Here is a 13,324-nt window from a genome sequence, read left to right on the forward strand (position 1 = left end):
GTTCGCATCCACATATTTCCTCATTTTCCTAATCCCGCCCTTGGGCCAACATCGATCTCGCCAGCCCGCCGAATGCTGCCCGCCGAAGAGTCCCTTAGAGACCACAGGCAGCAGCCGATTCAGGGCTCGCCGTACTGCCCATGACAAAACTAAATCAACAGCTTTGGGAGTGCTCCATGATCAAGTCCTTGCTTACGCGCGTTGTCCATCCACTGGCGGTCACCGCCATCGCCGCGACGGTCGCCACCAGCGCCCAGGCCGGCACCCTGTCCATCGGCCATACCACCTGGGTCGGCTACGGCACCCTGTACCTGGCCCAGGACCTGGGCTACTTCAAGGAAAACGGTTTGACCGTCGAGTTGCCGGTGGTCGAAGAGGCGGCGATGTACATGGCCGCACAAGCGTCCGGCGAATTGTCCGGCTCGGCGTCAACCATCGACGAGGTGCTCAAGTACCGTCCGCAATTCTGCTTCAAGGCCGTGGCCGCGCTGGACGACAGCCATGGTGGCGACGGCGTGCTGGTGGGCAAGGACGTCAAGAGCCTGCAAGAACTCAAGGGCAAGGCCGTGGCGGTGAACGAAGGGTCGACCTCGCAGTTCTGGTTGTCGTATCTGCTGAAAAAGAACGGCATGAAAATGAGCGACATCACCGTGCAGAACATGACGGCTGACGATGCCGCCACCGCGTTCATCGCCGGTCGGGTACCCGCTGCCGTGACCTGGGAGCCGCACCTGTCGATGGTGCGCGACAAGCAGCAGGGCAAGGTGCTGGTCGACAGCAGCAGTACACCGGGGGTGATCGTCGACGTGGTGGCGCTGAACTGCACCGTCATCGAAAAACAGCCGGAAGACGTCAAGGCACTGGTGGCCGGTTTGTACAAAGCCGTGCAGTACACCAAGGATCATCCGCAGGAAGCCTACAAAATCATGGCCAAGGGCGTCGGCGGTTACCTGGCCGATCCGAAGGAGCTCGAAGCGGCCGCCCAGGGCGTGCGTTTCTACGATCAGGCCATGAGCGAAAAACTGCTGGGCGCGCCGGGCAAGCCGGGTGACAGCGCACCGCTGATCAAACTGGCCAACGAGACCGCCAGCGAGCTGCAAGGCAAGCCCTACAACGTCAGCAATGACGACCTGATCGACAACCGTTTCGTCACCCCGCTCTAGGAGGCTGCATGTTCAAGCGCAATTCGTGGCTGAGCCGCTGCATCACGCCCAAGACCGGTTTGCCGGTCTCGGTGATCTGGAGCGCGAGCGGCCTGGCCTGGGTGCTGTTGGTCGGCCTGTGGGCCGGGTTGTCCTACGGCGGTGTGGTGCCGGGTATGTTCCTGCCGACGCCGGGCGCGGTGGTCGAGGCCGCTGTGCGCCTGGGTCGCGATGGCACCCTCGGCCAGCATGTGTGGGCCAGCGTCGAAGTGGTGATGGTCGGTTTCATCGTGTCGTCCCTGGTCGCCGTGCCGCTGGGACTGTTGATGGGCAGTTTCCGTATCGTCCAGGCGTTCCTGGAGCCGATGGTCAATTTCATTCGCTACCTGCCGGTGACCTCGTTCGTACCGCTGTTCATCCTGTGGATCGGCATCGGCCTGGAGCAACGGGTCTCGGTGATCATTTTCGGCGTGTTCTTCCAGCAATTGGTGATGATCGCGGACGTGTCCAAAGGCATCTCCAAGGACCTGATCAACGCCTCCTATACCCTCGGCTCGAACCGTCGTGACGCGGTGCTGCATGTGATCGCCCCGGCTTCGCTGCCAGGCGTGCTCGACACCCTGCGGGTGACCATGGGCTGGGCCTGGACTTACCTGGTGGTGGCCGAACTGGTCGCCGCCTCCAGTGGCCTGGGTTACCTGAGCCTCAAGGCCATGCGCGGCTTTCAGGTGGATGTGATTTTCCTCGCCATCGCGATCATCGGCCTGCTGGGCCTGGTCACCGATCAACTGTTCCGTTTCCTACGTCTGAGGATTACCGCATGGGCTCAGTAACCGCCGCCACTCATCGTTTTGTCGCCCCTCAGGCTGCCCCGGTGAACGCGCCCCGCCTGCAAGTGGACAGGGTCAGCCTGCGTTACAAGAAGCCGGATGGCGGAACCTTTACCGCGTTGGAAGAAGTGTCGTTTGAGGTGCCCGATCAGCAATTTGCTGTACTGGTGGGGCCGTCGGGTTGCGGCAAATCGAGTCTGCTGTACCTCACTGCCGGCCTGGCTGAACCGACGTCGGGGGAGATCTACGTCGGTGGCCAACAGGTGGAAGGCCCCGGCGCGGATCGCGGCATGGTGTTCCAGAGCTACACGCTGTTCCCGTGGCTGACCGTGCGGCAGAACGTCGAGTTCGGCCTCAAGCGGCGCGGCATGCCGGCGGCGCAGCGCAAGGATATTGTCGACTACTACGTCAATGAAGTGGGCCTGAGCGGCTTTGCCGACAACTACGCCAAGCAGTTGTCCGGCGGGATGATGCAGCGCGTCGCCATCGCCCGCGCCTTGGCCAACGACCCGCAGATCCTGCTGATGGACGAACCCTTCGGCGCCCTCGACAGCCAGACGCGCCTGCAAATGCAGCAGTTGTTGCTGCGGGTGTGGGGCAACAGCAAGAAGACCGTGTTGTTCGTGACTCACGACATCGACGAGGCGATTCTGCTCGGCGACCGGGTCTACGTCATGGGCGCCAGGCCGGGGCGGATCAAACAGATCCTCGATGTGCCGATCGAACGTCCGCGCAACCTGGACATGGTCATGGAGCGCTCATTCATCGAGATGAAGCGCGAGATCTTCGGGCTGCTGCATGATGATCTGGAGGAGGTGCATTAAGCCGCAAATGCACACCCCTTGTAGGAGCCGGCTTGCCGGCGATCCAGGCGACGCGGTGTGTCAGGCAGGCCGCCATCGCTGGCAAGCCAGCTCCTACAGGGGGGATTCGGAATCAGGGCGCAACCGGCAACAGGAAGCGGGCAATCACCGGCAAGTGATCGGAGATGCGCAACGTATCGTCCTGCCGCACCGTCGCCTCCACCCGCTTGATCCGCGGACTGTAGAACAGATAGTCGACGGTCCGGTCCGGGCCGTTCAGCCCGGGGTCGTTCGGGTAGTGGGTCAGCCAGCGCTCGCGGGCGATCCCGCTGGCTTCGTTGTTGGTCGGGATCATCGGGTACTTGTCCCACAGCAGGTGCAACGGGCTGTCGGCGGAGTAGGGGGCGCGTTGCGCATCGGACAGGCGTCGATACTGACCCAGCGGTAACAGGTTGAAATCCCCGCCGATCAACCACGGCGTGCCACGGCCTTCGAGTTTATCGAGGGTCCTGGCCACGGCGTTCACCTGGTTTTGCAAGGTGTTGTCGGCTTGGGTCGCACGCTCCAGATGGGTATTGAGCACCGCCATCTGCCCACCGTCACTCAACGGCAAGTAGCTCACCAGCAAGGCGTTTCTGGGTTTGAATTGGCGGCTGAGCGGATTGCCCGAGATGACGGGCAGTTGCAGGCGTTGGGCATGTTCGATCTGGTAACGGCTCAGGGTTGCCAGTTGCCGGCCGACGCTGCCGAAGATATGCGGGTCCGGTACGAAATCGGCCTTCCAGTCGAAGGCGCTGACGCTGCATGGGTACAAATCGGCGAGCCGCTCTTGCAGCAGTTTGAACTGCTGCTGGTAATCGCTGGCCTTGGCGCCGTCGTCCAGTTCCTGCAACAGCACGATGTCCGGTTGTTCGTCGCGAATCACCCGCGCCACTTCGTCGAGGCTGAAGGCCATGTCTTCCGTTGTGGGACGTTCGTCGGTACCGGCGGCCAGGTCGTTCCAGAAAACGTAACGCTTACCGGCCAGGTACTGGACGTTCCAGGTCATCACTTTCAGTGCCTGCCCGGGGACCAGGGTGGGTGCCTGGGCACTGCAACTGACGGGCAACTCTTCTTTGGCGTCGGGGCGCCAGGTCAGGCTGTAGGTCATCACGGCGATCAGGCCGATCACGATCAGCAGGCCCAGCAGGGTGTGGCGCAGTAGACGGGTCATGGCTCAGCTTATTGGCGTTGCAAAATTGTTCTCGAGCATACCCGAGAGCGATGGGCGCGCCCAAGGTCAGAGCGAGCTGTCATTGCTCTCAGGCAACGGGTTGATCAGCATGAACAGACGGAACAGCACCACGCTGGTAAACAGCTGCAGGAAACTGTGGGCGCTGTCGATCAGCAGCGAGATCACCGGGTTCTGCGGTTCGGGGTACACCGCCAGGGTCGCCCCCTTGAGCAGCCACAGCGGCCCCATCACACACAGAATGCACAGCAGGATGCGCAGGAAGTGACCTTGGGTCATGCGCAGGCTTTCCTTCATGGCCGCCAGCGGCGCCATGCCGCGCAACACCAGCAGATATTCGCCAAACGCCAGGGTCACCATCAGATAGATACCCGGCAGGAAATACAGCGACAGGCCCAGCAGAATCAGTACGGTATTGAGCGCCGTCAGCAGGGCGAAGCGCGGCCACAGGCTCGCCGCCATCGCCAGCAGGTCGCGGTTGCGCGGCGACTCGCCCCGGCTGCGAGCATCGAGAAACAGAATCAGCGCGGCGGTGTACAACGGATACACCAGCAAGCCGACTATCACGCTGATGCCGGGGAAACTGTCCGGCTCGGTGGAGTGGTCGACCACTTGTTGCAGCAACGCCTCCAGGATCACCAGCGGCAGGCACAGCTGCGCGATCTGGCCCAGATTGCGCTTGAAGAAATACAGGGAGTCACGCAGCACATCTAACGGATTCATCGGTTGGTATCGCAGGTTGGAAGCAGTGGTCCACTTTAACCGATCAAGTGCCGGGAGACGCAAACGTAAACGTTCAGTAAAGGTCATTGAAACAGTTTGTTTCAGCCTCCATTAAGGTCGGGCACCTTATCCTCATTGGATAAAGGCAACGATTTTCCCGGCAATCTACGAGGTCGCCATGAACAGCGAAGAACAAACCCTGATCGATGGACTGTTTTCCCGGCTGCAGCAGGCCGAAACGGACTCAGCCCCGCGCGACGCCCAGGCCGAGGCGCGGATCAAGGAACACCTGACGCGCCAGCCTGCGGCAGGATATTTCATGACCCAGGCGATTCTGGTGCAAGAGGCAGCGATCAAGAGCCTCGATGAGCAGAACCAGCAACTGACCCGGCAAGTCCAGCAATTGCAGGCCGAACTGCAACAGGCCAAGGCTCAGGCGACCCCGGCTCCGGCGTCGGGCAGCGGTGGCTTTTTGTCGAGTATCTTTGGCGGCGCTTCCCGTGATCCACAACCGGCACCGACCCAGAACTCGGTGCCATCGAGCGGTGGCTGGCGTGAACCGGGGCGCTCGGCGTTCGGATCGCCAGCGCCACAGCAGAACTTCGGTGCTCCGCAACAGGCCTTTCCACAGCAGGGCTATGCCCCGCAGCAGCCAGCACCGGCGGCGGCCGGCAGCAGTTTCCTCGGCGGTGCGCTGAAAACCGCCGCTGGTGTGGCGGGTGGCGTGATGCTGGCACAAGGCATCAGCAGCCTGTTCCATCACAATCAGCAACCGGAAGTCGTCGAAGTCATCAAGGAAGAGCCGGCCCAGGTCAACGACCAGGGCAACAATGGCTGGGGCGATGACCAGCGCATGGCCGGCAATGATTCCTGGAGCAACGATCAGGGCGGCTTCAGTGACGCTGACTACAGCGATGACTCGTTCTTGGGCGGCGACGACGATTCCTTCGTCTGATATCCAGTGGCGAGGGAGCAAGCTCCCTCGCCACATAGCCGATTATTCGCGGAACAATCCTTTGGGCTGGCATACTGGGCGACCTTTCGGGCCTGGTGCCTGATTCAGCCTTGAGGAAAGCCGGTGAAAAAAATCGCAGTGTTCGCCGATGTCCAGAACCTCTACTACACCGTGCGTCAGGCTTATGGTTGTCACTTCAACTATGCCGCGCTGTGGGCTGACATCAGCCAGCAGGGCGAGATCGTCGAAGCCTACGCCTACGCCATCGACCGTGGCGACAGCAAACAGCAGCAGTTCCAGCAGATCCTGCGTAACCTTGGTTTCACCGTGAAGCTCAAGCCGTACATCCAGCGCAGCGATGGTTCGGCCAAGGGTGACTGGGACGTGGGCATCACCCTCGACATCATGGATGCCGCCGACCATGTCGATGAAATTGTCCTGGCCTCTGGCGATGGCGATTTCGACATGCTGCTCGAACGCATCATCAGCAAGCATGGCGTGCAAGCCGTGGCCTACGGCGTACCGGGGCTGACGGCCAACTCGCTGATCCGCGCCGCCAGCCGCTATGTGCCGATCGAAGGCGCGTTGTTGCTCAAGAATTGATTTTTACGGAGTTGAACCAGGTTTGGAACGCATCGCAGTCATCGACTTTGAAACCACCGGGATCTCCCCGAGCAGCAGCTGCCGGGCCACGGAAATTGCCGTGGTGATCCTTGAACAGGGGCGCATCGTCGAGCGTTACCAAAGCCTGATGAATGCCGGCGTGCGCGTCCCGGCTTTCATCGAGCAGCTCACCGGCATCAGCAACGCCATGCTGCGCACCGCGCCGTCGGCGGAGCAGGTGATGAACGAAGTGAATGAGTTCGTCGGTACCACACCCTTGCTCGCGCACAACGCCGCGTTCGACCAGAAGTTCTGGGACTTCGAACTCGGGCGAATCAAGCGCACCCGCTTGCAGAACTTTGCCTGCTCGCTGCTGTTGGCCCGCCGCCTGATGCCCGCCGCACCGAACCACAAACTCGGCACCCTCACCACGTTTGCCAACCTGCCGCACACCGGCAAGGCTCACCGGGCCATGGCCGATGCCGAAATGGCGGCAAACCTGACGGCGCACCTGGAGGAAGAGTTGCTCCAAAAGCATGGCCTGCGCGAGCTGTCCCATGACTTGCTGTGCAAGTTGCAGAAGGTCCCGGCGGCGAAGGTGGGCGAGCATCTCAAGCGCTATCGCTGATCCCGAACTCACCACAAATCCCCTGTGGGAGCGGGCTTGCTCGCGATGAACCCGAGAGCAGTGCGGGGTGTCAGGTTTCCCGCGTTATCGTTGGCGACCATCGCGAGCAGGCTCGCTCCTACAGGTTCCGCGTTCGATCAAAGCTTGCCATTCCCTTCGATATGCCCCAACGGCACCCGCTTCTCTATCGCACTGGACAATACGATCGACGTCTTGCTGAACCCGAACGTGGCGATCCGGTTGATCAGCTCTTCCAGCTCCGGCATCGAGCCCACCGCGGCTTGCATGATCACGCACGGATCGCCGGTCACCCGATGGCATTCGGTCAATTGCGGGATTTTGATCAGGTCGTCGTAGGCCTTCTGGTTGCCGTGCTGGTTCAGGCGCAGTTCGATCACGCACTGGATCGGCAGGCCGAGCTTGGCCATGTCGACCTTCGCCTGATAGCCGGTGATCACGCCGTTGGCTTCGAGCTTGGCCACGCGCTCGGCCACCGCCGGGGCGGACAGGTTGACCTTGCGCGCCAGGTCGGCGTACGACGCGCGACCGTTTTCCAACAGGGCGCTGAGCAGCATGCGGTCGTATTTGTCCATGGGGCGACTCCTGAAAGTGGTCGACTTTCGAAAACACGGTTTATAGCGCTGAACTCCGTGTTTTGAAAAGTGTACCGGCGCTTTAAACAGGTTTTGTAACTTATTTTCCGGCGCCAGCCTTTCTAGAATAGCCGTTCACTTGTCCTTGCCTGTGAGCTGCCCCCATGTCCGGCCTTCGTCGCTTTCCCTTACCGTTGATCGCTGCCTTTTTCGCCTTGTACGTGATTTGGGGCTCGACTTACCTGGTCATCCGCATCGGTGTGGAATATTGGCCACCGCTGCTGCTCGCCGGCATCCGCTTCGTCATTGCCGGGACCTTGATGTACGCCTTCCTGCGCTGGCGCGGGGCGCCGGCACCGACCTGGGCTCAGTGGAAAGCCGCCGGGGTCATTGGCGTGTTGCTGCTCGCCTGTGGCAATGGCGCAGTCAGTGTCGCCGAGCACACCGGGGTGGCTTCTGGCGTCGCCGCATTGGCGGTAGCGACGGTGCCGCTGTTTACCCTGCTCTGTGGGTATTTCTGGGGGGCGCGCAATACTCGTCTGGAGTGGGCCGGGATTGTGCTCGGGCTGATCGGCATTGCCATGCTCAACCTGGGTTCCAACCTGCAATCCAGCCCGTTGGGCGCGGCGTTGCTGGTTTTTGCAGCGGCGACCTGGGCGTTCGGCTCGGTATGGAGCAAACACTTGCCATTGCCACAAGGGGCAATGGCCAGTGCCGTGGAAATGCTGGTCGGTGGCGTAGTGCTGCTGATTGCCAGTGCGGTCAGCGGTGAGCACCTGGAACAGGTGCCGCCCATCGAAGGCTGGGCAGCCCTGGCGTACTTGACCGTGTTCGGCTCGATCATCGCCTTCAACGCCTACATGTACCTGTTGAAACACGTGCGCCCGGCGGCGGCTACCAGTTATGCCTACGTCAATCCTGCGGTGGCGGTGTTGCTGGGGATCGTGTTTGTCGGCGAGACCATCGGCATCGAAGAAGCACTGGCGATGGCTGTGATCATCAGTGCTGTGGTGTTGATCGGATTGCCGCAGTGGCGTCGGGCGCCGGTTAAGCCTGTGGTGACGGTGGTACCGACAGAATCCCGAGTGAATTAGGGTAAACTGCGCGGCATTGCATCTTGTTTTGCACACTGGTTTTGAACCACCCGCGCTGAATTTTCCTACGGTACTCCCATGACTTTCGCCACCCTTGGCCTGATCGAACCCTTGTTGCGCTCCCTCGAGACGCTCGGCTACCAGACTCCGACGCCGGTTCAGGCGCAAGCCATTCCGGCGGTGCTGGCCGGTCGTGACCTGATGGCCGCCGCCCAGACCGGCACCGGCAAGACCGCCGGTTTCGCCCTGCCGCTGTTGCAACTGCTGGCCATGGAAGGGCCGAAAGTCACCGCCAACTCGGTCCGCGCGCTGATCCTGGTACCGACCCGCGAGCTGGCCGAACAGGTTCACGAAGCCGTACGCCAGTACGCCGAAAACCTGCCGCTGCGTACTTACGCGGTGTACGGCGGTGTCAGCATCAACCCGCAAATGATGAAGCTGCGCAGCGGTGTCGATCTGCTGGTGGCGACCCCGGGCCGCTTGCTCGACCTGTTCCGCCAGAACGCATTGAAGTTCAACCAGCTGCAAACCCTGGTGCTGGACGAAGCCGACCGCATGCTCGACCTGGGCTTTTCCGAGGAGCTGGCGAACATTTACCGCGCGCTGCCGAAGAAGCGTCAGACGCTGCTGTTCTCCGCGACCTTCTCCGATGACATCCGCCTGCTGGCCGGGCAGATGCTCAACGACCCGCTGAGCATCGAAGTCAGCCCGCGCAACGTGGCGGCCAATACGGTCAAGCAATGGATCGTGACGGTGGACAAGAAGCGCAAGCCGGAACTGTTCGTGCACCTGATGCGCAAGGGCAAGTGGAAGCAGGTGCTGGTGTTTGCCAAGACCCGCAACGGCGTGGATGCGCTGGTGGAAAAACTCCAGGGCCTGGGCATCAACGCCGACGGCATCCATGGCGACAAGCCCCAGGCGACCCGCCAGCGCGCGCTCGACCGCTTCAAGGCGAGTGAAGTGCAGATTCTGGTCGCTACCGACGTGGCGGCCCGCGGCCTGGACATCGAAGACCTGCCACTGGTAGTCAACTTCGACTTGCCGATCGTCGCCGAGGATTACATCCACCGCATCGGTCGTACCGGCCGCGCGGGCTCGACCGGCGAGGCGATTTCCCTGGTGTGCGCCGATGAAGTGAATTTGCTGTCGGCGATCGAGATGCTGACCCGCCAGACGCTGAAGCGTCAGAATGAGCCGGACTTCGAACCGGAGCACCGCGTGCCGGACACCGATGCCAGCGGTCAGGTGATCAAGAAACCGAAAAAACCGAAGAAGCCCAAGGCTTCCGGCGGTGGCGGTGGTAAACGCAATCTTGGCAAGTGGGTAGATAGCGGAGAGGTTGCACCGGCGGAGCCTTCGATCAAGCCAGTGCGCAAGGTGCCGGTGTTCAATACCGGGCCGCGTAAGCGTAAGCCTTGATTACTCGCAGCGCCTGTTAGGCCGCCTTCGCGAGCAAGCCCGCTCCCACACTGGATTTGTGTCGTGCACAAGTCCCCTGTGGGAGCGGGCTTGCTCGCGAAGGGCGCGCCTCGGTCTTCAAGCCTGGCGCTTCAGCCACTCCACCATCCCCAACCCAGCCGCTCGCCCACTGGCAAAACACGCAGTCAGTAGGTAACCGCCCGTCGGCGCTTCCCAATCAAGCATTTCCCCGGCGCAAAACACGCCAGGCATTTGCTTGAGCATCAAGCGCTCATCCATCGCCTCGAACAACACACCGCCCGCGCTGCTGATAGCCTCGTCCAGTGGACGGGTTTTCACCAGTGTCAGGGGCAAGGCCTTGATTGCCTTGGCCAGCAAGGCCATATCGGCAAAGCAATCGGCGCTGGTCAGTTCACGCAAAAGCGCTGCTTTTACCCCATCGATGCCCAACTGACTGTGCAGGTGCTTGGCCATCGAGCGTGAACCTCGCGGTTTGCTCAACGCCGCCAGCACTTTATCCACAGGCCGGCCCGGTAACAGGTCCAGATGAATCGTCGCCGTACCGTGCTGATTGATCGCTTCGCGAATAGGCGCCGACAGGGCGTAGATCAAACTGCCCTCGATCCCGGTGGCAGTGATCACACATTCGCCGAGCCGGGGCACATCATCATTGAGACCGATGGCGATATTTTTCAGTGGCGCGCCGGCGAATTTGCTGACCATCAATTCGCTCCAGGCCTGCACCTCGAAGCCGCAATTGCTCGGTTGCAACGGCGCCATTCCTACGCCGTGCTGCTCCAGTGCCCGCATCCAGGCGCCGTCCGAGCCCAGGCGCGACCAACTGCCGCCGCCGAGGGCGAGCAGGGTGACATCGGCTTGCACGGTTTTTTCGCCGTCCGGGCTGTCGATGCGCAAACCGCCACGCTCGTCCCAGCCGAGCCAGCGGTGGCGGGTGTGGATAACTACGCCGCTGTCGCGCAGGCGCTTGAGCCAGGCGCGCAGAAGCGGAGCGGCTTTCATGTCGGTGGGGAACACCCGGCCGGAGCTGCCGATAAAGGTTTCGATGCCCAGGTTGTGAATCCACTGGCACAACGCATCGGCACCGAAGCCGCGCAACAGTGGGGCGATTTGCGGGGCGCGTTCGGCGTAGCGCGAGAGAAACGCCGGGTAGGCTTCGGAGTGAGTGATGTTCATGCCGCCGACACCGGCCAGGAGGAATTTTCGTCCAACCGAAGGCATGCCGTCGTACAGGTCGACCCTGATCCCGGCCTGACTCAGCACTTCAGCTGCCATCAAACCGGCAGGACCGCCGCCGATGATGGCGACGCGGGAAGGGGAGGCGGTTGAGGGCTGGGTCATGATGAGAGCTGCGGCCTGGCTGGATAAGCCGCGCATTCTAGCAGCCCAAATCCCTGTGGGAGCGGGCTTGCTCGCGAAAGCGGAGTGTCAGATACATAGGCGTTGAGCGTGCCGACGCCTTCGCGAGCAAGCCCGCTCCCACATTTGAACTGTGGTGGTTGCAGCGGGTGGTTAAAAAATAATCACCGTTCTGTACCCTATACGCCGTGTGGGCTGCAGACCCTTTCACTCAGGTTATCCACAGGCAGTTCCACAGGCATTGTGGGTAAAGCATCCACAACTCAGTGACAGCCTGATGACTGCCAGACGCGCTGCGCGCTGTGATGGAGGATGCCGTGGCGACGGGCCAGGGCCTGGCGGTCCTTGCTGTAGCCGCCACCGATCACCCCGACCACCGGGATGTCGCGGCCCAGGCAATGGCGCATCACGCTTTCATCGCGGGCGGCGACGCCTTCGTCTGTCAGCTTCAGATAACCCAGGGCGTCGTCCTTATGCACATCGACCCCGGCGTCATACAGCACCAGGTCCGGTTGGTAGAGCGGCAGCAGGTAGTTGAGCGCATCGTCCACCACCTTCAGGTAGTCGGCATCGCCCATGCCGTTGGGCAGTGGAATGTCCCAGTCACTTTCGGCTTTGCGTGCAGGAAAGTTCTTTTCGCAGTGCAGGGAAACGGTTACCGCTTCCGGGGTGTGCTGCAGGATTCGTGCGGTCCCGTCGCCTTGATGCACGTCGCAATCGAAGATCAGCACCCGGTTCACCCGACCACTTTCCAGCAGGTAATGGCTGATCACCGCCAGGTCATTGAAGATGCAGAACCCGGCCGGGTAGTCGTAGTGCGCATGATGGGTGCCGCCCGCCAGGTGACAGGCCAGGCCATGTTCCAGCGCCTGCTCGGCCGCCAGCAGCGAGCCGCCGACTGCGCGCACCGTGCGCCGGGCCAGGGCTTCGCTCCAGGGCAGGCCAAGGCGGCGCTGGTCTTCGCGGGGCAATTCGCCACTCATGTAGCGTTCGATATACGAAGGGTCATGGGCGAGGGCGAGAATGTCTGCCGGACACAGATCCGGGCGTAGCAGGTCGGCGTCGCGGGTCAGGCCGCTGTCTACCAGGTGATCGCGCAGCAGGCGGAACTTGTCCATGGGGAAGCGGTGATCCGCCGGAAACTCGGGACTGTAGTCTTCGTGATAAATCAGCGGCAGTGGCATGGTCATTTCATGTAGGAATGAGAGAGGGATCCTACCAGCGTTGTAGACTGGCGACATTGAAATGGAGGGGCGGGGCACGATGGAGCCAATACTGGAGCTTGAAAGCGCTCGGCTGCTGTTGCGCCAGTGGCGCGATGAAGATTTGGCAGACTTTGCGGCGATGTGTGCCGATCCGCAGGTGATGCGCTATTTTCCAGGCACCTTGAGCCGGCTGGAAAGCGCGTCATTGATCGGGCGAATCCGTGGTCATTTCGCCGAGCATGGTTATGGGCTCTGGGCCTTGCAGCGAAAGGACTCTGGCCAGTTCATCGGGTTTACCGGGCTCAATGTGGTCGGATTCGACGCGCCATTCACCCCCGCGACGGAAATCGGCTGGCGCCTGGCCCGCGAGCACTGGGGCCTCGGTTACGCCAGTGAAGCGGCGTGGACCGCTCTGCGCTGCGGATTCGACCGCTTGCCGCTGAAAGAGGTGGTGGCCTTCACGACGCAAACCAACCTGCCGTCGGAGAAAGTCATGCAGGCCATCGGCATGCACCATGACCCGGCGGATGACTTCGATCACCCGCGACTCGAAGCCGATCATCCGTTGCGTCGGCACGTGCTGTATCGCATCAGCCGCGAACAATGGCTGCAAACCTTGCATGGATAAGCTGGCACGGACGTTTACAATGGCCCCATGCTGGCCCGGGCCGGAAACTGAATCGACCGTTGCAGCCAAGACTGCGCGGCAATGTTTTGCGTG

At 61.7% G+C, this 13,324-nt stretch carries 14 protein-coding genes; 9 read left to right on the plus strand and 5 right to left on the minus strand.

What is annotated here, in order from left to right:
* The first annotated feature begins 176 nt into the window (after window positions 1–176).
* The 3 genes from AB7M25_RS04240 to AB7M25_RS04250 are packed head-to-tail and all read left to right on the plus strand — an operon-like array spanning window position 177 to window position 2,796.
* A complete protein-coding gene (locus tag AB7M25_RS04240; protein WP_007975819.1) occupies window positions 177–1,163 on the plus strand; it encodes an ABC transporter substrate-binding protein in 987 nt (328 codons plus the stop codon).
* Between the two features lie 8 nt (window positions 1,164–1,171).
* Window positions 1,172–1,975, plus strand: coding sequence for an ABC transporter permease (locus AB7M25_RS04245; protein WP_007975817.1), 804 nt, complete (start codon window positions 1,172–1,174; stop codon window positions 1,973–1,975).
* Window positions 1,963–2,796: an ABC transporter ATP-binding protein gene (locus AB7M25_RS04250; protein WP_454237005.1), complete on the plus strand. Its 834-nt coding sequence runs from the start codon at window positions 1,963–1,965 to the stop codon at window positions 2,794–2,796. Before AB7M25_RS04245 ends, AB7M25_RS04250 begins: the two co-directional genes overlap by 13 nt.
* Window positions 2,797–2,908: 112 nt before the next feature.
* On the opposite strand, the gene AB7M25_RS04255 is transcribed toward AB7M25_RS04250, so the two are convergent.
* Both AB7M25_RS04255 and AB7M25_RS04260 read right to left on the minus strand, forming a co-directional pair.
* The gene (locus AB7M25_RS04255) at window positions 2,909–3,988 is read right to left on the minus strand and encodes an endonuclease/exonuclease/phosphatase family protein (protein WP_429383865.1); all 1,080 of its coding nucleotides are present in this window, start codon (window positions 3,986–3,988) and stop codon (window positions 2,909–2,911) included.
* Between the two features lie 66 nt (window positions 3,989–4,054).
* Window positions 4,055–4,729: a YciC family protein gene (locus tag AB7M25_RS04260; RefSeq protein ID WP_218502579.1), complete on the minus strand. Its 675-nt coding sequence runs from the start codon at window positions 4,727–4,729 to the stop codon at window positions 4,055–4,057.
* A gap of 178 nt (window positions 4,730–4,907) precedes the next feature.
* Between AB7M25_RS04260 and AB7M25_RS04265 the strand changes: the two genes are divergently transcribed.
* The 3 genes from AB7M25_RS04265 (at window position 4,908) to AB7M25_RS04275 (ending at window position 6,915) form a co-directional block, all read left to right on the plus strand.
* Entirely contained in the window at window positions 4,908–5,684 is a 777-nt protein-coding gene (locus tag AB7M25_RS04265) for a DUF2076 domain-containing protein (protein ID WP_429518512.1), read from the plus strand.
* A gap of 123 nt (window positions 5,685–5,807) precedes the next feature.
* The gene (locus tag AB7M25_RS04270) at window positions 5,808–6,287 is read left to right on the plus strand and encodes a LabA-like NYN domain-containing protein (RefSeq protein ID WP_015096943.1); all 480 of its coding nucleotides are present in this window, start codon (window positions 5,808–5,810) and stop codon (window positions 6,285–6,287) included.
* 22 nt (window positions 6,288–6,309) lie between these two features.
* Window positions 6,310–6,915 (plus strand): 3'-5' exonuclease, encoded by a 606-nt coding sequence (locus AB7M25_RS04275; protein ID WP_007975805.1) that lies wholly within the window; start codon window positions 6,310–6,312, stop codon window positions 6,913–6,915.
* A gap of 137 nt (window positions 6,916–7,052) precedes the next feature.
* Here AB7M25_RS04275 and AB7M25_RS04280 read toward each other — a convergent pair whose 3' ends face one another.
* A complete protein-coding gene (locus AB7M25_RS04280) occupies window positions 7,053–7,508 on the minus strand; it encodes an Lrp/AsnC family transcriptional regulator (protein ID WP_429518514.1) in 456 nt (151 codons plus the stop codon).
* 164 nt (window positions 7,509–7,672) lie between these two features.
* Between AB7M25_RS04280 and yedA the strand changes: the two genes are divergently transcribed.
* Complete coding sequence (yedA, locus tag AB7M25_RS04285) at window positions 7,673–8,602, plus strand: drug/metabolite exporter YedA (RefSeq protein WP_429383860.1); 930 nt, start codon at window positions 7,673–7,675, stop codon at window positions 8,600–8,602.
* 78 nt (window positions 8,603–8,680) lie between these two features.
* On the plus strand, window positions 8,681–10,021 hold the full coding sequence (locus AB7M25_RS04290) for a DEAD/DEAH box helicase (protein WP_007975800.1): 1,341 nt from the start codon (window positions 8,681–8,683) through the stop codon (window positions 10,019–10,021).
* A gap of 117 nt (window positions 10,022–10,138) precedes the next feature.
* Here AB7M25_RS04290 and AB7M25_RS04295 read toward each other — a convergent pair whose 3' ends face one another.
* Both AB7M25_RS04295 and AB7M25_RS04300 read right to left on the minus strand, forming a co-directional pair.
* Window positions 10,139–11,380 carry a TIGR03862 family flavoprotein gene (locus tag AB7M25_RS04295; protein WP_454237006.1) on the minus strand — a complete coding sequence of 414 codons (1,242 nt, stop codon included), beginning with the start codon at window positions 11,378–11,380 and terminating at the stop codon, window positions 10,139–10,141.
* A gap of 281 nt (window positions 11,381–11,661) precedes the next feature.
* On the minus strand, window positions 11,662–12,582 hold the full coding sequence (locus AB7M25_RS04300; protein WP_454237007.1) for a histone deacetylase family protein: 921 nt from the start codon (window positions 12,580–12,582) through the stop codon (window positions 11,662–11,664).
* A 79-nt stretch (window positions 12,583–12,661) separates the two neighbouring features.
* On the opposite strand from AB7M25_RS04300, the gene AB7M25_RS04305 reads away from it, so the two are divergent.
* The gene (locus tag AB7M25_RS04305) at window positions 12,662–13,231 is read left to right on the plus strand and encodes a GNAT family N-acetyltransferase (protein ID WP_102702085.1); all 570 of its coding nucleotides are present in this window, start codon (window positions 12,662–12,664) and stop codon (window positions 13,229–13,231) included.
* Window positions 13,232–13,324: the final 93 nt, after the last annotated feature.

Source organism: Pseudomonas sp. AP3_22 TE3818, assembly GCF_053628995.1.